Origin of the sequence: Phreatobacter sp., from assembly GCF_030691135.1 — a bacterium.
Classification (GTDB): Bacteria; Pseudomonadota; Alphaproteobacteria; order Rhizobiales; family Phreatobacteraceae; genus Phreatobacter.
The window spans coordinates 85,041-106,371 of record NZ_JAUYFA010000070.1 but is presented as its reverse complement, the minus strand read 5'-3'; the positions used below and the strand labels follow the sequence as shown (position 1 = coordinate 106,371).

The window sequence follows — 21,331 nt, the reverse complement described above, 5'->3', positions numbered from 1 at the left end:
GGGAGTCCTGGTCCGATTGAAACATGGACGAGCATTGTTTTCTGCCGGGCCTGAAGGCGGCGCTCCAGGCCCTTCAGACGTCGTCGCGGTGATGAGGCCCTGCGATTGACCTGGCCCACGTCCCACCGCTAAACCCGCCCCATGACCGCTCCGCACAGCCCGAACGCCCCCGGCACCCCCGCCTCGCGCCGGCGCACCTTCGCCATCATCTCCCACCCCGACGCCGGCAAGACCACGCTGACGGAGAAGCTGCTGCTGTTCGGCGGCGCCATCCAGCTCGCCGGCGAAGTGAGGGCCAAGCAGGGCCGCCGCCAGACCTCCTCCGACTGGATGGCCATCGAGCGGCAGCGCGGCATCTCGGTCGTCACCTCGGTGATGACCTTCGAATATGGCGGCTGCGTCTTCAACCTGCTGGACACGCCGGGCCACGAGGACTTCTCCGAGGACACCTACCGCACCCTGACCGCCGTCGATTCCGCCATCATGGTCATCGACGGCGCCAAGGGCGTCGAGGACCGCACGCGCAAGCTGGTCGAGGTCTGCCGCCTGCGCGACATCCCCATCATCACCTTCGTCAACAAGATGGACCGCGAGACCCGCGACCCCTTCGACCTGATGGACGATGTGGAGAAGGCCCTCGCCCTCGACACCGTGCCCATGACCTGGCCGATCGGGGTGGGCCGCGAGTTCGCCGGCACCTATGACCTCGTCCACAACCACGTGCGCCGCATCGACCGCGACGAGGAGCCGATCAAGGTCAACGGCCCCGAGGCCGCCATCTTCGACGAGATGCTGCCGATCGGCGCCGAAGCCTGGCGCGAGAGCGCACTATTGGCCAAGGAAGGCGCCAAGCCTTTCGACCTCGACGCCTATCGCGAGGGCCACATGACGCCGGTCTATTTCGGGTCAGCGCTGCGCACCTTCGGCGTCCAGGACCTGATCGACGCCCTGATCGCCTATGCGCCGCCGCCGCGCGCCCAGGTGGCCGAGACGCGCACCGTGCTGGCCGACGAGCCGAAGATGAGCGGCTTCGTCTTCAAGATCCAGGCGAATATGGACCCCAACCACCGCGACCGCATCGCCTTCCTGCGCGTCTGCTCGGGCAAGCTCTCCCGTGGCATGAAGGCCAAGCTGGTGCGTACCGGCAAGCCCATGCCGCTGAACGCGCCGCAGTTCTTCTTCGCCAAGGACCGCCAGCTCGCCGAGGAGGCCTATGCCGGCGACATCGTCGGCATCCCCAATCACGGCACCCTGCGCATCGGCGACACGCTGACCGACGGCGAGGACATCGTCTTCAAGGGCGTGCCGAGCTTTGCCCCCGAGCAGCTGCGCCGCGTCAAGCTGAAGGACGCGATGAAGGCCAAGAAGCTGCGCGAGGCGCTGCAGCAGATGGGCGAGGAGGGTGTCGTCCAGCTCTTCGTGCCCCATGACGGCTCACCGGCCATCGTCGGCGTCGTCGGCGCCCTGCAGCTCGACGTGCTGAAGGACCGGCTGTCGGCGGAATATACCCTGCCCGTCGATTTCGATCCCTGCCAGTTCTCGGTCTGCCGCTGGATCACCGCCGAGGACCCCGTGAAGCTCAACGCCTTCGTCGAGAGCCACGGATCATCGATGGCGCGGGATCTCGACGGCGCGCCGGTCTACATGGCCTCGAGCGCCTTCTCGCTGCGCTACGAGGAAGAGCGGGCGCCCGGCATCACCTTCTCGGCGATCAAGGATTATCAGCGCGCCGCGGCCTGACGCCCGCCCCGGCGGCCGCTGCCGACCGCCTGGCCGATCCAGGTGATCACCTGGGCGTGCAGGCCCGGATCCTTTTCGATGTTGAAATGGGTAATGTTGCCGCGTTGGCGCAGGTCGATATTCTCGAGCCGGCCACGGAATCCCGGCGCGGCGCCCACCGCCGCCCCCCAGCCGTTGTTGGACTGGAACAGGTTGATGTAGCGCCGCGTGCCGCCGGAAACCTGCTGCTGCACCGTCGGGTCGAAGGCCACGGCCAGGGCGAGACTGAAGCCCTGCTGCGCCAGGGCATTGCTGATGTCGGTCACGGCATTGGCGCCGAGCGAATGGCCGACCACCACCGCCTGGTGCCGGCCGCCCGAGGCGCGCTGGTTGGCGGCGATCTCGGCGACGATCTGGCTCCAGCCGCCATATTCGTGCACCGTGGCGTTGTAGCCTCGGGCGCGCAGCTTTTCGGCGAGATCGTCCATGCCCTGCGAGAAGACGTTGGCGAGGCCGCGCACGAGATAGATGCGCGGCGCGATCTGCTGGACGCGCCGTCCGGTCGCAGCCGTCGACAGGAGATCGCCGCGCGCCATGGCGTCGCGCGCCATCTGCACCGTCTGGCCGCCCACGCCGCTCGTCTCCGCCGTCGTCTGGCAGCCCGCCAGCAACAGGCCCGAAAGGGTGAGCGCCATGATCGCGGCACGCTTCGACATCGTCATCGCCAACCTCAGTCCCAGGACCGCCCTTCAACCTCCGGAGACCGTCAAGGTTCCGGCAGACCGCGGCAATACCGTGACGCATCATGGTTAACTGCCGCTGAAGACAGTGCCAACGGACGTCGAAGCGAAAGGCGGCCTGCTGGGAAAGCCCATCACCGGAATGTGTTAGACGATTGCCGCGCTGCGGCCATCCCTGTTTCAGCGTCCCCGCCGGAGACTGGCGCCGGGGCGCCAAGCGGTCCGTTCGGGCCGGTGGCCTCAGTAGACGTAGGGAATGATCTGCTTGGTGCGCGCCACATAGGCGGCATATTCGGCACCGAAGGCCTCGTGCATCATGGCCTCCTCGCGCCCGACGCGGAAGGCATAGAGCAGCCCGAAGCCGATGAAGCCGGCAGGGCCGACAATCCAGTTCTGCAGCAGCAGCAACTGCGCCAGCGCCCAGAGGAAGAAGGCGGTGTACATCGGGTGGCGTACCAGCCGGTAGACCCCGTGGGTCACCAGCGTGTGTCCCTCGCGCAGTTCCAGCGTCTGTGACCAGTTGCGGCCGAGCTGGCGGTGGGTGGCGAGGAACAGCGCGAGCGAGGCGGCGAAGGCGAGCGCGCCGGCATAGGCCTGAAGGGTCGAAAAACCGTAATCGGCGAAACGCAGCAGCCCGAAGCCCGCCAGCAGGCAATAGGCGATCGGCACGATGCCGAGACCGGTCAGCGAAATGAGCAGCAGCCGGCGTTCGCGGCTGTCGACGGCGCTCACTTGCACGCGGTTCTTGCGCTTGTTCTTCACCTCGTGCGGGATGCGGATGGCACCCCAGCCGAAGACACCGATCAGGAAGATGATCTCGGCAAGCAGACGGGTCATCGGTGCGGCATGTCCTTGGCGGCTTCGGGGAAGGGTGTGGTCGCCCCGGACAGAGCGCCGTCGGGGCCGAGGGCACCGGGCAGGTTCGTGCCGTGGCTGACGATGTCGGCGAAACGGAACGGCCCGCAGGCGATCATGTGGAAATCATAGGCGTAGCGCTGCTCGTTGCCCATCACATATTGCCGGTGGATGCGCAGCAGATTGCCGCGGAAGCGCTTCCAGGTGTGTGGCGACAGCATGCGGGACAGGCGGATCGACTGGCGGAGGGGGCGGCTCGCCGCCGTCAGGCCGAGCGCCTCGACCGTGTTGTTCTTGTAGAAGCAGATGAAATCGACGTGGCTGTCATATTCCGCCCAGGTAATGGCGGGCCGGTCGGCGACACGCTGGACCTGATCACGCAGCCAGCTCGCCGCTGGGTGGAGGGCGATCTTCAGGGTGGAGGATCCGACCCCGGCGAGCCCGAGCGGCGGTGTTCCCGGCGAGCCAACGGCCTCGACCCGCGCCACGGCGTCAAGCATCCACACCGCCCCGAGGCTGTGCGCGACGATCACCACCTCGTCGACATCGCCCGCCGCGAGGCCCGCGGCGATCTCTCGGGCGAAGGCCTCGGCGCGCCGCTCGATCGCCGGACGGTGCCGGCGGATCATGTCGCGTGCGAAGATCCAGTCGCTCAGCATGTAGGTGAGGTGCAGGCGCGGCCCCGCGGCCACCACCAGTCCGGCAAAGAGCGCGAGCCCGCCGAGCAGGCGCAGGAGCCCAGGCAGCGGCTGGCCGAACCGGCCGGGAATTGCAGGGATGATCCAGGCAAGGGCGGCGAAGGCGGCCAGCAGCGCCAGCGGATAGGCGGCAAAGAGCGCATAGCGCCAATAGGCCAGGGCATAGCGGATGAAGGTCCCCGACAGGAGGATGTCGCCGGCCGCGACGAGATAGCGCGGCAGCCGCTTCCAGACCGGCAGGTCCATGTCCTCGGCGACGATGTCGTCCCAGCGCAGCAGGCGGACGTCGGTCTCGACGGCGAAGTCCGGCCCGGAGACATCGACCTGCCATGTCGTGACCGGCGCATCCGGCACGTCGATCGGTGCGCCCACGCTGGCGCGGAGCGACCAGGTCTTTTCGAAACGGCCGATCTCGCGCGCGAAACGATGATGATGGGCGCTCGCAGGCAAGGGCTCATAGCCGGTCAGGAGATAGGTGCGTCGCTTGCGAACGGAACGGATCTCGACCTCCAGGGCATTGGGCAGGGCGATCAATGCCATGCCGGGACGTCATTCGCCAGATCGCCGGATCCTGCCGGACCCTGCAATCCCCAAAAGGCGGGAACCCCGGGCCTTTAGGGGGCCCGGCCCGCGCCGCATTGATGGCGCCGTCCTACGGGCCGCTGGCCGCGTGTCGGAGGTCGCGCGACGGCTCTCGACCCGCGCCTTCCGCTTGGGCGCGGGGCGCGGGGCGGTTCAGCACTCAGGCGGCGCGATGCCGAGGCCGATGGACGCGGATGCCGTTCGACGACGATGCCGAAAACGGCTATCCTCCGGCCATGTGGAAAGCGGAACCCCGGATGGGTTCCTGCGCTTCCCTTCGCGGCGAGGACGTGAGCCGATGGACGGCGATCAGAAGCGGATCGATCCGAGACCTACGCTGTTGCGGCGGCCGCCGACCTGGAGCCTCGAGCACCAGCGGCAGGAGCCGGAAAAGCCAGGCTTCAACGCCTGGGACGACCGCATCCGCACCCGCCAGAACATCGCCGCCGCCGCCGTCGTCCTGTGCCTCGGCCTGGCGACCTACCATGTCATGATCGAGTTACGGTCGAGTTCCCGCATCCTCGCCTGTATCGAGGCCGGCCACCGCAACTGTTCGCAGCCCGTGATCCCCGGCAACGGGCACCGCTAGACGCCCGTGGGCTTATCCGCGGCCTGGCGACTCGCGCCGGTGCGCGAAATGCCGCAAGACCACTTGAAGATTGCAGGACCGCGGGCGCGTAACTGGCCTTTGGGTGCTTCAGGGCCTCGGGCTAGTACAAGACCATGGCTGGTCCAGCCTGCCCCAGGCCGGCCTGCCGACGATCCCGATGCCCCGTCTACAGACCTTCCCGCAGGAAGGCCCGCGCCCAGCCGGCCTGCGCCCCGGCCAGGGAGGGCGGGCGCGGCGGGCGGGACGGCACACCGGCCGAACCCGCGCGATGAACGAGGTTGAGGTCGGTGGAGGATCCAGCCGAGAGGTTGGACTGTGTCATCGTGGCGGCTCCTGGGCGGGATCGCACCGGCGATCCACGTCCATGGGTGGCCGCTCGCCCCGAAGAGGTTCAAGAGGACGTCGGGCCGGCTGCAGCCATCGTCAATGGCCCGTCGCGATATGGCGCTCCACCGCCTGCCGCAGGCCCGATGGCTCCTTCCCAACGACCGGCGTCATCACGTCGAAAAGCCGCCATTCGTTCCTGTCCTCGGCAAGGTCGAGGATCCGCGTGGCATCCCCCCGGGAAGACCCGGAGCGACACCCTGACGGCGGGACGATCCGGTATGCCCGACACGTCTTCGATGCGAGTATCGCCCGGCCGGTCAGCCTCCTGCCCATCGAGGATCGGGTCCATGCCGGGAAACAGGTTCACGTCGCGCTGGCCGAGGGCCTTCGCCCGGTCCCGAAAACCAGCGAAACGCGAGATGGTCGAACCATCGAAGGGACGGGCCCGATGCCGCGGCGGCTGCTGGTCCGCTGCGAAATGATCCTCGAGGAAGGCGCGCGTCTGGTCGGCCGGCATTCTGGCCGGCTGTGCCTCGGCGGGAGCCAGCGTCGCGCCCGCACCGACAGACATCGCGACCCATACAAGCGCGGCGGCGAGACGGCGCAAACATGCAACGAACCCTCTCATGCGGAAACCCTCCCATCGCACGGCGCCGTTCCCGGCACCCCCGCGCCCATCGGCGCCACCCCGTTGTTCAACCCTTCAGGACATGCGGCAGAGCGCAAGCCCGGGCCGCACCGCGCAAGACCGATATGTCGCGGTGCGACCGGACGCGGCCCGAATACCCCTCACTTCACCACCTCCAGATGGCCATAGGCCTTGAGAAAATTGAAGCCGCCGGCCCTGTCCTCGGCCAGCGCCGCCACATCGTCGAGCAGCGCACGTATCGCACGGCGGACGTCGCCGTCGAACTCGGCCAGCACCGCCTCGACCTCCTCGTCTCCGCCGTCGGGCCTATCGGAACCGGCCATGCTGCGTGCTGCGCTCATCTCGCATCTCCCTACATGTTCCTATTATGTTCTCTTTTTCGGCAGAATGCAAGCGCCCTCTCGCAGGCCGCCGAAAGGGAATTGAGAGGCGATGAAGGACGAAGGAATCTGGTGGAAATCACCGGGTCGGGGACAGCGTATCCACGCCCTGCCAGCAGCCTGCGCATCCGCGGCAGGCGCTTTTGGCGCTCCCTAGGGGAATCGAACCCCTGTTTTCGCCGTGAGAGGGCGACGTCCTAGACCGCTAGACGAAGGGAGCGGACCACAGCTTGCGCGGCGGAGGGCGCTTCATAATCGCAAAGCCGCAGCCGGGTCAAGCCGGCCGGCGTAGTGTCGCGCCACAATCCCGCGGGGTCGCCGGGACAGGCCGGCGTCAGGGCCGTGGCACCTGCGGCCCGCCGACGGTGACGCGGTGGGTTTCCTTCAGCGTCCTGAGGTCGTAGATGACGATCAGGGCGCCGTCATCGCGCTGGTAGGTGACGGTCAGGCTCTTGTCGGCGGCGACCGCCGACACGACCCGGCCCGTCTCGGCCGGAACCGTGCCGGACATCAGCGGCGCGGCCGCCGGAACCGTCATCAGCCGAAAGGCGATCACCGCCAGCACGCTGCCGACGCCGAGGATCATGACCAGGAACGAGACCACCGAGATGCGGCGGATACGGGTGACGACGGCTTCGTTGGCGGCCGCGTTCGGATCGGTCTCGGGGGGCGTGCTGGTCATCGGGCGCTGCGATTCATGGAACAGGAAAAACGGATGGCGGGCATGACGGGGGAGCCCGACGCGGTGGTGGAGGCGGATATCGCCCGGGAGCGGCTGGACCGTCTGCTCGCGCGCCGGCTTGCCGACCTGTCGCGCTCCCGCCTGAAGGTGCTCATCGAGGCCGGGCACGTCCGGATCGGCGGGCGGACCATGACGGATGCGAGCCACAGGGTCAATCTGGGCGACCAGGTCAGCGTCGCCGTGCCGGAGCCCGAGGACCCGACGCCGACCGGCGAGGACATCCCCCTCGCCGTCGTCTTCGAGGACGACCACCTCATCGTCGTCGACAAGCCGGCGGGCCTCGTGGTGCACCCGGCGGCCGGCCACCGGACCGGCACGCTGGTCAACGCCCTCATCGCCCATTGCGGCGACAGCCTGTCCGGCATCGGCGGCGTGCGGCGGCCGGGCATCGTCCACCGCCTCGACAAGGATACGAGCGGGCTGCTGGTGGTCGCCAAGACCGACCGCGCGCATGCGGTGCTCAGCGCCCAGTTCGCCGATCACGGGCGCACGGGCCCGCTCGAGCGGGCCTATGTCGCGCTCGTCTGGGGAGCGCCCGCGCGCGAGGCCTTCACCGTCGACGCGCCGCTCGATCGCGACCCGCACGCCCGCGAGAAGATTGCCGTCCGCTCCTCCGGTCGCCACGCCGTCACCCATGTCGCGGTGGAGGAAACATTCGCCGCGGGCCTCGTGACGCAGGTCCGCTGCCGGCTGGAGACCGGCCGCACCCACCAGATCCGCGTCCACATGGCCCATGTCGGCCACCCGCTCCTCGGCGACGAGACCTATGCCCGCGGCTTCCGCACCAAGACCGCCAAACTGGGGGACGGGCCCCGCGAAGCCCTCGATGCGCTGGGCCGGCAGGCGCTGCATGCCGCCGTCCTCGGCTTCGCCCATCCGGCGACCGGCGAGGCGATGCGGTTCGAGAGCGCCCTGCCCGCCGATCTCGCGCGGCTGGCCGACACGCTCCGCAGCGGCTGATCCGGCCGGCGCTGCCGGAACAGGACCCGCCCCGGTGGGTTGTCCCGGATCGGGTGCAGCCGCCCGCCGCATGCCGGAATGACCGGATTTCACACCATCGTGTAACGACACGACGTCCGGTTTCGTATCATCCTCGTAGATAGATCAGACATCACCTCTTTGCGTACCTGCAAAGATGCAAGGGGTTCTCTTCGATCCAGGCGGGCATTTGTCAACGTTCCGCCACGATTGTTGCACAGGATATTGCTGGATCACGGGGCGATGAGCGCCGCCGGATCAACGGATCGCCCGGGCTTCCGGGTGGGCGGTTCGGGGCTTGCCGGATGGTCCGGGAGCCAAAGAGAAGGAGGGCCACATGGCCTATGCTGCATCTCTTCCGATCCTCTCCGCCGAAGCGGGGCTGTCGCGGTATCTCGACGAGATCCGCAAGTTCCCCATGCTTCAGCCGCAGGAGGAGTACATGCTCGCCAAGCGCTGGCGCGAACACGGCGACAGCAAGGCGGCGCACCGGCTCGTCACATCCCATCTCCGGCTGGTCGCCAAGATCGCCATGGGCTATCGCGGCTACGGCCTGCCGATCGGCGAAGTGGTGTCCGAGGGCAATGTCGGCCTCATGCAGGCGGTGAAGCGGTTCGAGCCCGACAAGGGCTTCCGCCTCGCCACCTATGCCATGTGGTGGATCAAGGCCTCAATCCAGGAATACATCCTGCGGTCCTGGTCGCTGGTGAAGATGGGCACCACGGCGAACCAGAAGAAGCTGTTCTTCAACCTGCGCAAGGCGAAGAGCTCGATCTCGGCGCTGGAAGACGGCGATCTGCGCCCCGACCAGGTCGCGATCATCGCCACCAAGCTCGGCGTCGAGAAGCAAGACGTCATCGACATGAACCGCCGCCTCGGCGGTGACGCCTCCCTCAACGCCCCCGTCCGCGAGGATGGCGACGGTGAGTGGCAGGACTGGCTGGCCGACGATTCAGACAGCCAGGAGGCCGTGCTGGCCCGCGAGGAGGAGACCGACAACCGTCGCCTCGCCCTTACCCGCGCCCTCGGCGTGCTGAACGAGCGCGAGCGCATCATCTTCGAGGAGCGCCGCCTCAAGGACGACCCGATCACGCTGGAAGAGCTCGCCGAGCGTTTCGGCGTCTCCCGCGAGCGGGTCCGCCAGATCGAGGTTCGCGCCTTCGAGAAGGTCCAGGACGCCGTGGTCAAGTCGATCCGCGAGATCGAGCGCCCGGCAGCCCAGGCCCAGCAGATCGCCGCCGGCTGATAGGCCGAACACTGGGTACAGACGACAAAAGGGAGGCCGCGAGGCCTCCCTTTTTCATGAACCGGAACCATGGCCGCGACAAAGCGCCGCCGGAAGAACCCTTCTCGCCCACGCCCCTACTGACCCCAGGCCTGCATCGCCTCCTCGAAGGCCTTGTCGCCCGCAGCGCCCTTCTCGACGGTCAGGATGGCGCGGCGGCCGGAATCGTAGCGCATGGGGATGTCGAAGAACGGGCGCGTCTTGAGAGCCTGGATATTGGTGTTCCGGTCCATGTCGAAACCCGACAGGCCGATGAAGAAGAAGCCGTTGGTCACCCGCACCGCCTGGCCGACCAGCGGCACGCCGCGCGCCTGCTCGGACACCTTCATCAGGATGCCCGGCACTTCGGCGACGCCGCCGAACTGGAAGTCGCGCGGCAGCGCGTAGAGCACCTCGATCGTGTGGCTGGCCGGCAGCGTCTGGTCGAGATTGCGCCGTATGGTGATGGTCACCGTCATCCGCCGCTCGGGAATGGACACTTCGCCCAGCAGGGCGAGATCCGGCGGCTGGCCGGGTCCGACGCTGACGGTCTGCGTCCGCCAGACGACCGAGCCCTGCATCAGCGTGCCCGCGGCATTGCCGGGCGTTTCCTCGAACAGGGCGGCGCGATGGGCCTGGCCGGGCTGGACCGGCGCCGCAGGGGCGGATGTGACAGGGGGCGCCGCCGCCACGGGCGGTGCGACCGGCGCCACCGGCGGGGCTTCGGCGGCGGGCGCCGGGTCGGGAGCGACCGCCGCAGGCGGCGGCGTGTCGGAGGCGTCGGCCGAGGCCGGCGGCAGTGCCGTCGCGGGCGGATCGACGGGCACGATCTGGCGCGGAGCCGCGGGTGCAACCGCCGGGGTCGCGGGAGCGACGGACGGTGAGGTGGGCGCAGGCGTGTCGCCACCCACCCGGTCGGTCGCCTTCGGCCGCTCGGGTTCGGCGGCGGGGACAGGCGCCACAGCCGGAGCGGGTGCCGGCGCCGTCGCGGGTGCCCGTGCCGTGGCGAAGGGGAGGCGGTCGGGATGGTTGTTGGCCACGTACCAGCCGAGGCCGCCGGCCCCGGTCAGCAGCAGCAGCACGAGCACGATGGCGATGACGCCCCCACCCTTGCGGGCCGGCTTGGCTTCGTCCTCGCCAAGGACGGAGACCCTCGGCCGGATCGGCGACTGCCCGGCTTGATTGGCGTCGGTGAAGGGACCGGACCGCCCGACGCTGGGCTCGATCCGCGCGGCATCGACGACCGGCTCGGGTGTCGACAACTGGTCGCGGGCGGATCGGTGCGCATGAGCCGCCGCGTCGCCGAGGCTTTCGGCATCATGGGCCGCATCGCTGACCGTGCGCGCCCCGGCGATGGAAATGGCCTCCGGCCGCGGAGTGATCTTGCCGAGCGAGGCGAATTCGCGCTCCAGCATGGCATCGAGGCTGTCGGCGGAGTTTTCCAGCTCGACCTTGCGGATCGCATCTTCGAGCGACATGCGCTCGCGCGTGATGTGCTCCTCCGGCAAAGGAGGGTTCATGTTGCGCAACTGCGCCAGCAGCGCCGCGCGCGCGCGATCGTAAACGCCACGCCGCGCTTCGCCGGTGTTTTCCGCCAGTGCCCCAACGGCGCGGGAGATCAGGGGCGTATAATCGGCCATCGAAACTCGCTTCTCGCCCCTATACTTTTACTCGAAAGGGTTGCGCACCAGAATCGTGTCGTCCCGTTCCGGGCTCGTCGATAGTAACGCGACCGGACAACCAATCAATTCCTCGATTCGACGGACATACTTGATCGCCTGGGCGGGCAGTTCGCCCCAGGACCGGGCGCCCATCGTGGTGGAATCCCAGCCTTCGATCGTCTCGTAGATCGGCCGGATGCGCTGCTGCGCGTCCTGATTGGCCGGGAAGATGTCGATCCGCTTGCCGTCGAGTTCATAGCCGACGCAGACCTTGATCTCCTTGAAGACGTCGAGAATATCAAGCTTTGTCAAAGCGATACCGTCGATGCCGTTGGTCTTCACCGCCTGCCGCACCAGAACCGCGTCGAACCAGCCGCAGCGCCGGCGACGACCGGTGACCGTTCCGAACTCGCGGCCGCGCTCACCCATGATCTGGCCGTTCTCGTCCTCGAGTTCGGTCGGGAAAGGTCCGCCGCCGACACGGGTCGTATAGGCCTTGGTGATGCCGAGGACGTAATTAAGGGCTCCGGGCCCCATGCCGGAGCCGATGGCGGCCTGCCCGGACACGGTGTTCGACGAGGTGACAAAGGGATAGGTGCCGTGGTCGATGTCGAGCAGCGTGCCTTGCGCGCCCTCGAACAGGATGCGCTTGCCGGCGCGCCGGGCATCGTCCAGCAGGTCGAAGACGGTCGTCACATAGGGCAGCACGCGCGGCGCCACGCCTGCGAGTTCGTCATAGATGGCCTGCGCCACGATCTCGGGCAGGGCCAGGCCGCGACGGAGCGCATTGTGATGCGCCAGCAGCCGCTCGATCTTCGGCATCAGCGAGCCGAGATCGGTGAGATCGGTCATGCGGATGGCGCGGCGGCCGACTTTGTCCTCGTAGGCCGGGCCGATGCCGCGACCCGTCGTGCCGATCTTGGTCCCGGCACTGGCGCTTTCGCGCTGCAGGTCCAGTTCGCGATGCAGCGACAGGATGAGGCAGGCATTCTCGGCGATGCGCAGCGTCTCCGGGGCGATGGCCACGCCCTGCGCCGACACGCGCTCGATCTCGGCGACCAGCGCATGGGGATCGATGACCACCCCGTTGCCGATGACCGAAAGCTTGCCCGGGCGCACAATGCCCGACGGCAGCAGCGACAGCTTGTAGGTGACGCCGTCGATGACCAGCGTATGGCCGGCATTGTGGCCGCCCTGGAACCTGACGACCACATCGGCCTGGCTCGAAAGCCAGTCGACGATCTTGCCCTTGCCCTCGTCGCCCCACTGCGAGCCGACGACAACCACGTTTGCCATGGTCCAACATCCTCCACGGCAAGGAAAAACTCGGCATCGCATCGTTGGCGGCGCGCCGGGGCCCTTGCACTGTGCGGATAAAGGATCGTTGCGGGGGTGGCAAGGGTCGTGCGGCGGGCCGTCCACCGCGGACGCGGACTCGATGGCGCCGGGAGACCGGGGCAACCCACGATGGAAGGTAGATCCGGCGCCGTGTCAGAGTGACGGAGATGGTCGCGGCTTCGCGCTCACATTCGACCCTCGACCGGCTGGATGCGCCGTTCGGAGGGCCAGCGCAGACGCCAGCCGTGACGGATGTCGCGGCTCGCGCCGGGCGCGAGTTCGACGCTCCAGGAGACGATGCCACGGCGCCCGTCGACGTCCCTTGCCCCCGGCGCCGTCATGCCGGACAGCGGTTCGACGACGATGTCCTGGACCTCGGTGACGGGCATCCGATCCTCCACGACGATGCGACGGGCGGCGGGCGCGCCGTTGCGCAGGACGATGCGGAACTCGCGTTCCTCGGTCCGAGAGGTCGAAATCAGGCCCGCCGAACCGTCGGTGCGGCGCACGACCTGATGCTCGACGCGGATCAGGTCATCGGGACCGAAACCGAGCTTCACCTCATCGTCGCGGGTCGCCGCGGCGAGCGTCGTGCGTCCGGCGAAGAGGCCGTCGCGGTAGAGATTCACCCGCCCGGGCATGAGCGGGACGTCCTCGCCATGGCGGAAACGGGCCTCCAGAAAGGCGGTCGTATCGATGCTCGGCACGACGCGTGAGACGAGGTCCGGCGCAATCGTGCCGCCCCCGATGCGGATCGCCCGCGCACCGTCGCCGGAGGCCAGCGTCGTCCGCCCGGGAATGGCGAAGGTCGCCTGGAAGCCGCCCATGTCCACGGCAGCCTCGGTCTCGGCGACGCGGCCGGCCATCGCGGCTTCGGCATTTGATCGGCCGGGGCGCACCGGCGGCGCGGCCGGTGCCGGCAGGGCCGATGGTGTCGGTACGCCGCCGCTGCGGTCGCGCAGCGCCTCGGTCTCCTGATAGCGCAGCACCAGCGGCGGCAGCACTGGCACCGCCCCTCCCCGCGCCACCCGGGCGGTGGAAACGGTCAGTGCCACGTCCGCCCAGTCCTCGCCGGTCTGCTGGCGGATTTCGGCGCGGCGGATGAGGTCGAGGGCCGGACGGGGGCCGGAGGTGACGAGACGGGCATCATAGACCGGCGTCCAGCGGGCATTGCGGACGGCATAGGTGAGGGTCAGTTCGCCGCGGAACGGTGCCCCTGCCTCGACCGACACCCGCGCCTCCATGCGCCGGGGCGGCTGGGCCTTCAGGGCCGCCTCGATCTCGGCGATGGCGCGGTCGAGCCCGCGCTGGCGCTGCTCGGCCTGGCGGATGGCGCGGTCGGCGGCGAGCGTCACCTCGTGGGCGGCGGCCAGCGCCTGGCGGGCGGCGGCGACATCGAGGCCACGTTCGCCGGCCGAAAGGGTTCCGGGCGCGATGAGCGCCTCCGCGGCGCGCTTGCGCATCCGCTCGGCGGCGATGGCGTCCTCGAGGGAGAGACGTTCGTCGCGCAGCGCTTCGAGCCGCTGCACCGCCTGGGGATCGGCCCGCTCGGTCGGCCGCGCCTGGCGGGCGTCGACCGAGCCGATCGCGAGGTCACCCCTGCCGCTGCCGGCGACGCGCAGCGAGCCCGCATCGGCGGTCAGGGGCAGATCGTCGAGGATGAGGACATGCTCGCCCGCCGGCAGGTCGACGGCAAAGCGCCGGGTGACACTGGCGCCGTCGGGAAAGACCGTCACAGCTTCCACCTGCGAAGGTGGGCGGAAGTCGGCGGCCGAGGCGCCGGCGGTCGGCACGACGAGGGCGAGGGTCAGGGCGGCGAGACGCTGCGGCTTCATCGATGGGCGCTCCGTGAAAGGAGCGCCCAGCAGGCCGGTGGAATGGGGCCGCCGCAGGGCCGAAGCACGGCGGCCGCCCGTCGAAAATCAGCCGAAACGGCCGGTGATGTAGTCGCGCGTCCGGGTGTCGACCGGATTGGTGAAGATCTGGTCGGTGGTGCCTTCCTCGACCAGGATGCCGAGGTGGAAGAAGGCCGTGCGCTGCGACACGCGCGCCGCCTGCTGCATCGAGTGGGTGACGATGACGATGGTGAAGTTCTGCTTCAACTCGTCGATCAGCTCCTCGATCTTGGCGGTGGCGATCGGGTCGAGGGCCGAGCAGGGCTCGTCCATCAGGATCACCTCGGGCGAAACGGCGATGGCGCGGGCGATGCACAGGCGCTGCTGCTGGCCGCCGGACAGGCCGGTGCCGGATTCGTTCAGGCGGTCCTTGGCCTCGTTCCAGAGGCTCGCCTTCTTCAGCGCTGTTTCGACGATCTCGTCGAGCTCGGCCTTGCTCTTCACCAGACCGTGGATGCGCGGGCCGTAGGCGACGTTCTCATAGATCGACTTCGGGAACGGGTTCGGCTTCTGGAACACCATGCCGACACGGGCGCGAAGCTGCACGACGTCCAGGCTGCGGTCGTAGATGTCCTTCTCGTCGATGCGGATGTCGCCGGTGACACGGCACACCGAGATGGTGTCGTTCATCCGGTTGATGCAGCGCAGGAAGGTCGACTTGCCGCAGCCCGACGGGCCGATGAAGGCCATGACCGAGCGCTCGGGGATATCGACATTGACGTCCTTGATGGCGTGTTTCTCGCCATAATAGACGTTGACGTTGCGGCCCGTGATCTTCGGCCGCAGCGCTGCCGTCGGCACGGCGGACGTTGCCGCCGTCGTCTCGAAGGTGGGAAGCGAATTCATCGACGTCATCCTTTTGTCGTGGGCGCCCGGGCGATCACCAGCGGCGCTCGAACCTCTTGCGGAGAATAATGGCCACCGCGTTCATGAGCATCAGGAACACGAGCAGGATGATGATGGCGGCGGCCGTCTTGCTGACGAAGGCAGCCTCGGGGAAATCCGCCCACATGAACACCTGGACCGGCAGCAGGGTGGAAGCGTCCGTGATGCCCTTGGGCACATCGACAACGAAGGCGACCATGCCGATGAGCAGGAGGGGCGCGGTCTCGCCGAGGGCCGAGGCCATGCCGAGAATGGTGCCGGTGAGGATGCCGGGCATTGCCAGCGGCAGGACGTGGTGGAACACGGCCTGCTGGTGCGAGGCACCGACCCCGAGCGCCGCCTCGCGGATGGACGGCGGCACGGCGCGGATCGCGGCACGGGAGGCGATGATGATCACCGGCAGCGTCATCAGGGCGAGAACGAGACCGCCGACCACCGGCGCCGAGCGCGGCATGCCGAAGATGTTGAGGAAGACCGCCAGGCCAAGCAGACCGAAGATGATCGACGGGACGGCCGCGAGATTGTTGATGTTGACCTCGATGATCTCGGTCAGGCGGTTCTTCGGCGCGAACTCTTCGAGGTAGATCGCCGCGGCGACGCCGATCGGAAAGCTCAGCAGCAGGGTGATGACCAGGGTCATGAAAGAACCGACCACCGCCACCCAGACGCCGGCGAGCTCGGCTTCGCGCGAGGCACCGCCGAAGAAGAACTCGCGCGAGATGCGCTGCTCGACGAGGCCGCGCTGCTTCAGAGAGTCGAGATAGGCGATCTCGCGGTCGCTGAGCCGCCGGTTGGCCTCCGGCTGGACAATGCGGATGACTTCCCATTCGCCGGCCTTGGCCACGTCGGTGCTGCGCGGCGGCAGGATCACCAGCCCGGTCGCATTGGAGCTCTGCACCGTCGTCAGCTTGATCACGCCGCCGTTGATGCGGATGAGGTAGCTGGACAGCGCGTTGTCGAGAGCCTCGGGCCTGTCGGCGCCGCTGATGCGGACCTCGAGAGCGGCGACGCGCTGGCGAAGCTGCGCGATCTCCGAGCGGGTAGCGGCGACCTGGCCGGCTTCCTGTTCGACACGGCCCTGGAGGCGGGCGCGATCGGCTTCCGGAACCGTCGCGAGGCCGCGCTGCAGCACGCCTGCATCCCGTTCCAGGATGACGAGCACGCGCTCCTTGCCGGCGAGATCGACGCGCAGCCGCGCAGCTTCGCCCTGGAGCTGGGTCTTCACCGCCGCCAGCAGCGGCGCGAAATTGTTGACCGTGGAAGACAGCTGGACCTGCCCGGACGTGCCCGACACGCCCAGTTCACCGGCTCCCCTGGTCACTTCGACCGGCGAGACCTGGCCCTTGAGATAGAGGTCGGCATTCGCTTGCAGCGGCACGAAGATCTGACGTGTGGTGCCGATCGCGGTCGGGTTGGCGAGCACGTCGTTGCGAACCATCGAGGGCGCACCCGACGACATGATCGCGCCGAGCGCCCGGCGGGAGACCCGGTCGGTGACGGACGGGAAATAGCCCCGCAGGCTGCCGTTCACGATGGCGTCGAAATTGGCCGCTCCGATAGCCCGAGTCAGGTCGTCGCCCGACGCGTTCTGCGGGTTGAGGTATTCGCGCTTCAGCTCGACGTCCAGCTTCAGGTAGTGCTGGGTGAAGGCCGGGATCGACTGGCCGACGATCGTCGAGAGGAAGAGGACAAGGAAGCCTGCGGCGATGGCGACAGCGCCGGCACCGAGAGCCTGGAAGATGAACTCGCCGCGATAGCGTGCCTTGAGCCGCCTCTGCGCCGCGTCGTTGGTGTGGATATCGGTGGCGATCCGAGGCAGCGAGGCGTCAGTCATACTGTTCCCGATACTTGTTGACGACGCGCAGGGCGACGAGATTGAGCGACAGGGTGATGACGAACAGCGAGAGGCCGAGGCCGAAAGCCGCCAGCGTCTTGGGGCTGTCGAACTCCTGGTCGCCGGTCAGCAACGTGCCGATCTGCACGGTGATGGTGGTCACCGCCTCCAGCGGATTGATCGTCAGGTTGGCGGCCATGCCGGCCGCCATGACGACGATCATCGTCTCGCCCATGGCGCGCGACACGGCCAGAACCAGGGCCGAGACGATGCCCGGCAGCGCGGCCGGAAGCACGACCCTGCGGATGGTTTCCGACTTGGTGGCGCCGAGGCCGGCCGAACCGTCACGCAGCGACTGGGGCACCGCGTTGATGACGTCGTCCGAAAGCGAGGACACGAAGGGCACGATCATGATGCCCATGACGACGCCGGCAGCCAGAGCGCTCTCCGACGACACGTCCAGACCCATGGCCTGGCCGCTGTTGCGGATGAAGGGCGCGACGGTCAGTGCGGCGAAGAAGCCGTAGACCACCGTCGGGATGCCGGCGAGGAGTTCGAGGATCGGCTTGCCGACAGCGCGAACCTGCGGCGAGGCATAGTCGGACAGGTAGATGGCGGCGAGGATGCCGAGCGGGGCCGCCACCATCATGGCGATGAAAGTGATGAGCAGCGTGCCGGTGAGCAGCGGGATGAAGCCGAAGGCGGCGGTTCCGCCGACCTGATCGGGACGGAAGGCCATCTGCTGCGGCGTCCAGGTGGTGCCGAACAGGAAGTCGATCGGGTTGACCATCGAGAAGAAGCGCAGCGATTCGAACAGCAGCGACATGACGATGCCGACTGTCGTCAGGATCGCGACGGTCGCGGATGCCGCCAGGAAGACGTTGATCGCCGCCTCGACCTTGTGACGGGCCCGGAAGTGCACGGCGATCGCATTCCACGCGAAGTAGAAGCCACCGGCCCCGAGAAGGAGCATCAATGCGATCATGCCGGTGAGCGACATGCGGTTGACCGACTGATAGGCGGTCGCTGCCTCTTCACGGAAGGCATCGCGAACCCCGGGCGTCCCGCCGCCGGCGATGGCCTGGATATCGCGCCAGAACCCGTCAAGCTGGGCGGCACTGAACTCCGCCAGCTGAGGTGCGAACTGGGAGAGCATCAAGGGCCGTAGGACATAGGGGCTGATGATCGACCAGAGCACCAGAACCGCAAAGGCTGGACCGGCAGCCATCAGGATCAGCCACCATCCGTGGTAGCTGGGCAGGGAATGGAGCGCGCTGAAATTGGCTCCGGAAACGGCGACGGCGCGGTTCCGGCCGACATAGAAGCAGACGACTGCAATCGCCAGGATGAGGCCGAACAAGGTCAGGAACATGAAAGCCCTCCACTGCGATCGAAGTCAGCACACCGGCTCATCCGGCGGTGGGGCCCGGCCGAAGCCGGACCCCTTTGAGCGTGTCAGCGAGAGATCAGAGGCCGGCCATCGAGGTCGCGGCCGCGACACCGGCACGGAACCGTGCACGATCGGCGGCCGGGCTCGGGACGAGGCCCTTCTTCTCGAGGTAGCCGTCTTCACCCATGGCCTGCTCGGAAGCATATTCGTTGAAGAAGTCCTGCAGGCCCGGAACGGTGCCGATGTGGTTCTTCTTCAGATAGACGAACATGGAGCGGGCCATCGGCCACTTGCCGCTCTGGATGTTATCGACCGTCGGCTCGTAACCACCGAGCACGGCGCCCTGAACCTTGTCGTGGTTCTCTTCGAGGAACGAGTACCCGAAGATACCGAAGGCCGTCGGATTGGCGACGAGACGCTGGACGATGATGTTGTCGTTCTCGCCACCTTCGATGAAGCCGCCGTCGGCGCGGATCTGCTGGCACTCACGGCTGGCGATCTGCATGTTGCGGCGCTTGGCGTGCTCCTGGCAGCCGGCGAGCAGGCCGAGCTCGTTGAACGAGTCGCGGGTGCCGGACGTCGGCGGCGGCCCGATGACCTCGATCTTCACGTTCGGCAGGTTCGGCGCGATGTCCGACCAGTTCCGGTTCGTGTTGTCGACGAGCTGGCCCTGGGCGTTCGGGATCTTGGCGGCGAGGGCGAGATAGAGCTGCTCGAGAGTGAGCTGCATTTTCGGGCCCAGCTTGGAATTGGTCAGGACGATACCGTCGAAGCCGATCTGCAGCTCGACGATGTCGACGCCGTTGGTCTTGCAGGTGTTGAACTCGTTCTGCGTGATGCGGCGCGAGGCATTGGTGATGTCGGGCGTGTTCAGGCCGACGCCGGCGCAGAACAGACGCATGCCGCCACCGGTGCCGGTCGACTCGACGATCGGCGCGCGGCCACCGCGCTGCGAGAAGCGCTCCGCAACCGTGGTGGTGAAGGGGAACACGGTCGAGGAACCGGTGATCTGGATGCGGTCACGGGCCTGGGCATTCGCCGGCGCCGTGGCGAGAACCGTACCGCCGATCGCGAAGACCGCGGCCGAAAGGAAGAAAGAGAGTTTCACAGGATGCTCCTGTCCCTGGAGGAACCTCGTCCTGCGCCTCAGTGCGCGGGGCGGACAAGGGATGCAGCCATTGGATAGGGCCGCTGCGCGATACTTCTATGACCTCTGCTTGACAGAAAGATGAAATAGATTGCTTATATTTTTCATATAGATAGCCTATATCTATCCAATTTGTCGCAAAGACCGGATGACTCGGCGTTAATCTCTGGGGCGGCATTGCTCGGCTGCGTCGGGCATGGCTGCCGGACAGCGGATAGCGGCGCTATAGTGCGAATCCAGCAGGGTTTTTCGAGCGCATGCGCCTTTACGACCGCCCCTACCTCATTCTCGCCGCCACGACCCTGATCTGGGCGGGCAACGCCATCGCCAGCCGCCTGGCCATCGGCCATGTCTCGCCGATGATGCTGACGACGCTGCGCTGGGTGGGCACGCTGTCGCTGATGATCGCCATCGCCGGTCCGGCCTTTCTGCGTGAATGGCCCCAGATCCGCGCCAACTGGAAATGGCTGGTCATCCTGGGCGTCGTCGGCTTCACCGGCTTCAACGCCCTCTTCTATCTCGCCGCCCTCTACACCACCGCCGTCAACATCGGCATCATCCAGGGATCGATCCCGGTGATGGTTCTGACCGGCGCCTATCTCGTCCATCGCACCGCCGTGACGGCCCTGCAGGCCATCGGCATCGTCGTGACCATCGCCGGCATCGCCCTGCTGGCGGCGCGCGGCGATCTCGCCGTGCTGACCGGGCTCGCCTTCAATTTCGGCGACGTGCTGATGCTGGTCGCCTGCCTCGGCTATGCCGCCTACACGGTGGCGCTGCGCAACCGCCCCGCCATCTCGCCGCGCCCCTTCTTCATGGCGCTGGCGCTGGTGGCGTTCATCTCGTCGCTGCCGCTGCTCGCTGCCGAGATGGCCCATGGCACGGCGCAATGGCCGGACCTCAACGGCTGGCTCATCATCCTCTATGTCGCGGTATTGCCGGGCTTCGTCGCCCAGATCTTCTTCATGCGCGGCGTCGAGCTGATCGGGCCGGGCCGGGCGGGTCTCTGGGTCAATCTCGTGCCGGTCTGGGCGGCCATTCTCGGGCCGCTGATCCTCGGCGAGGTCTTCGCCTGGTACCACGCCGTGGCGCTACTGCTGGTGCTGGGCGGCATCGCCATCGCCGAGAGCGGCAAGCGCTGATCAGCGCGCCGCGTAGCGCATGTAGCCGTTGAGGATCTGGCCGATCCAGGCAAGGCCGATGCCGAAGGCTACAGCCAGGGCCGCGCCGGCGACGATCCGCCCGGCATTGCCGCCCTCGAACAAGGCCGCACCGCGCAGCGCAGGCCAGACGACCCAGAGCACCAGGCCGGGACCGACGAGACCGAAGAGCGTGCCGAAGCCGGCCCCCTTGACGATGCCCTGGCGGCCCCAGCGGTCCCAGATCAGGATGAACAGGAGACCCCAGAGCCCGCCGATGATCGCCGGCTGGGTGAGCCCCGGCAGGGTCGCCGGCAGCGGCGCCCGCATCGGGAAGAGCTGGATGGCGGCCATGCCGACCTGGCCCATCAGCCAGACCGCACCCTGCAGGGCGAGAACAACCGCGAGGGCCCCCACGACGAAGCCGAAGGACAGACGGGCGAGCACGTACATGGGCAGGTTCCGGCGAATCGGGTCGTGCGAGTGTAGCGCAGGCCG

The 21,331-nt window shown here is 67.8% G+C and carries 18 protein-coding genes, 1 tRNA gene and 2 pseudogenes; 5 read left to right on the top strand and 16 right to left on the bottom strand.

Annotated elements, in window-relative coordinates; all coding sequences use genetic code 11:
* The first annotated feature begins 141 nt into the window (after window positions 1-141).
* Window positions 142-1,740: a peptide chain release factor 3 gene (locus tag Q8O26_RS12555; RefSeq protein WP_305576068.1), complete on the top strand. Its 1,599-nt coding sequence runs from the start codon at window positions 142-144 to the stop codon at window positions 1,738-1,740.
* On the opposite strand, the gene Q8O26_RS12550 is transcribed toward Q8O26_RS12555, so the two are convergent.
* From Q8O26_RS12550 to Q8O26_RS12540, 3 genes are all read right to left on the bottom strand, one after another.
* Entirely contained in the window at window positions 1,722-2,435 is a 714-nt protein-coding gene (locus Q8O26_RS12550; RefSeq protein WP_305576066.1) for a hypothetical protein, read from the bottom strand. The genes Q8O26_RS12555 and Q8O26_RS12550 overlap by 19 nt on opposite strands.
* Before the next feature lie 264 nt (window positions 2,436-2,699).
* On the bottom strand, window positions 2,700-3,296 hold the full coding sequence (locus Q8O26_RS12545; protein ID WP_305576064.1) for a protein-S-isoprenylcysteine O-methyltransferase: 597 nt from the start codon (window positions 3,294-3,296) through the stop codon (window positions 2,700-2,702).
* Window positions 3,293-4,552 (bottom strand): hypothetical protein, encoded by a 1,260-nt coding sequence (locus Q8O26_RS12540; RefSeq protein ID WP_305576062.1) that lies wholly within the window; start codon window positions 4,550-4,552, stop codon window positions 3,293-3,295. The genes Q8O26_RS12545 and Q8O26_RS12540 overlap by 4 nt, the downstream gene beginning before the upstream one ends.
* 340 nt (window positions 4,553-4,892) lie before the next feature.
* On the opposite strand from Q8O26_RS12540, the gene Q8O26_RS12535 reads away from it, so the two are divergent.
* Window positions 4,893-5,183, top strand: coding sequence for a hypothetical protein (locus Q8O26_RS12535; RefSeq protein WP_305576060.1), 291 nt, complete (start codon window positions 4,893-4,895; stop codon window positions 5,181-5,183).
* Between the two features lie 187 nt (window positions 5,184-5,370).
* Here Q8O26_RS12535 and Q8O26_RS12530 read toward each other — a convergent pair whose 3' ends face one another.
* The 4 genes from Q8O26_RS12530 to Q8O26_RS12515 all read right to left on the bottom strand — a co-directional run bounded on the left by Q8O26_RS12530 (window position 5,371) and on the right by Q8O26_RS12515 (window position 7,242).
* Window positions 5,371-5,526: a hypothetical protein gene (locus Q8O26_RS12530; protein ID WP_305576058.1), complete on the bottom strand. Its 156-nt coding sequence runs from the start codon at window positions 5,524-5,526 to the stop codon at window positions 5,371-5,373.
* Window positions 5,527-6,320: 794 nt separating this feature from the next.
* Window positions 6,321-6,521 carry a hypothetical protein gene (locus Q8O26_RS12525; RefSeq protein WP_305576056.1) on the bottom strand — a complete coding sequence of 67 codons (201 nt, stop codon included), beginning with the start codon at window positions 6,519-6,521 and terminating at the stop codon, window positions 6,321-6,323.
* Between the two features lie 183 nt (window positions 6,522-6,704).
* A tRNA-Glu gene (locus Q8O26_RS12520) sits at window positions 6,705-6,780 on the bottom strand.
* Window positions 6,781-6,894: 114 nt separating this feature from the next.
* On the bottom strand, window positions 6,895-7,242 hold the full coding sequence (locus Q8O26_RS12515; protein WP_305576054.1) for a hypothetical protein: 348 nt from the start codon (window positions 7,240-7,242) through the stop codon (window positions 6,895-6,897).
* A 42-nt stretch (window positions 7,243-7,284) separates the two neighbouring features.
* Here Q8O26_RS12515 and Q8O26_RS12510 point away from each other — a divergent pair, with 42 nt between their 5' ends.
* A complete protein-coding gene (locus Q8O26_RS12510; protein WP_371134552.1) occupies window positions 7,285-8,262 on the top strand; it encodes an RluA family pseudouridine synthase in 978 nt (325 codons plus the stop codon).
* A gap of 355 nt (window positions 8,263-8,617) precedes the next feature.
* Window positions 8,618-9,526: an RNA polymerase sigma factor RpoH gene (rpoH, locus tag Q8O26_RS12505; protein WP_305576050.1), complete on the top strand. Its 909-nt coding sequence runs from the start codon at window positions 8,618-8,620 to the stop codon at window positions 9,524-9,526.
* Between the two features lie 116 nt (window positions 9,527-9,642).
* On the opposite strand, the gene Q8O26_RS12500 is transcribed toward rpoH, so the two are convergent.
* The 8 genes and pseudogenes from Q8O26_RS12500 to Q8O26_RS12470 form a co-directional block, all read right to left on the bottom strand.
* Window positions 9,643-11,184: a hypothetical protein gene (locus Q8O26_RS12500; protein WP_305576048.1), complete on the bottom strand. Its 1,542-nt coding sequence runs from the start codon at window positions 11,182-11,184 to the stop codon at window positions 9,643-9,645.
* A gap of 27 nt (window positions 11,185-11,211) precedes the next feature.
* Window positions 11,212-12,501, bottom strand: coding sequence for an adenylosuccinate synthase (locus Q8O26_RS12495; RefSeq protein WP_305576047.1), 1,290 nt, complete (start codon window positions 12,499-12,501; stop codon window positions 11,212-11,214).
* Between the two features lie 227 nt (window positions 12,502-12,728).
* Complete coding sequence (locus Q8O26_RS12490) at window positions 12,729-14,378, bottom strand: mucoidy inhibitor MuiA family protein (RefSeq protein ID WP_305576045.1); 1,650 nt, start codon at window positions 14,376-14,378, stop codon at window positions 12,729-12,731.
* Window positions 14,379-14,465: 87 nt separating this feature from the next.
* Window positions 14,466-15,284 (bottom strand): phosphate ABC transporter ATP-binding protein PstB, encoded by an 819-nt coding sequence (pstB, locus tag Q8O26_RS12485; protein WP_305576043.1) that lies wholly within the window; start codon window positions 15,282-15,284, stop codon window positions 14,466-14,468.
* A gap of 34 nt (window positions 15,285-15,318) precedes the next feature.
* Window positions 15,319-16,125 (bottom strand): annotated as a pseudogene (pstA, locus tag Q8O26_RS20765) (phosphate ABC transporter permease PstA); the annotation flags it as partial.
* 540 nt (window positions 16,126-16,665) lie between these two features.
* Window positions 16,666-17,157, bottom strand: a pseudogene (locus Q8O26_RS20760) (DUF3333 domain-containing protein); the annotation flags it as partial.
* Window positions 17,150-18,529, bottom strand: a complete 1,380-nt coding sequence (gene pstC, locus Q8O26_RS12475; protein ID WP_305576039.1) for a phosphate ABC transporter permease subunit PstC — start codon at window positions 18,527-18,529, stop codon at window positions 17,150-17,152. The gene pstC and the pseudogene Q8O26_RS20760, both read right to left, overlap by 8 nt.
* Before the next feature lie 94 nt (window positions 18,530-18,623).
* Window positions 18,624-19,655, bottom strand: coding sequence for a substrate-binding domain-containing protein (locus Q8O26_RS12470; protein ID WP_305576037.1), 1,032 nt, complete (start codon window positions 19,653-19,655; stop codon window positions 18,624-18,626).
* Between the two features lie 296 nt (window positions 19,656-19,951).
* Between Q8O26_RS12470 and Q8O26_RS12465 the strand changes: the two genes are divergently transcribed.
* The gene (locus Q8O26_RS12465) at window positions 19,952-20,836 is read left to right on the top strand and encodes a DMT family transporter (protein ID WP_305576035.1); all 885 of its coding nucleotides are present in this window, start codon (window positions 19,952-19,954) and stop codon (window positions 20,834-20,836) included.
* On the opposite strand, the gene Q8O26_RS12460 is transcribed toward Q8O26_RS12465, so the two are convergent.
* Window positions 20,837-21,286: a hypothetical protein gene (locus Q8O26_RS12460; RefSeq protein WP_305576033.1), complete on the bottom strand. Its 450-nt coding sequence runs from the start codon at window positions 21,284-21,286 to the stop codon at window positions 20,837-20,839.
* Window positions 21,287-21,331: the final 45 nt, after the last annotated feature.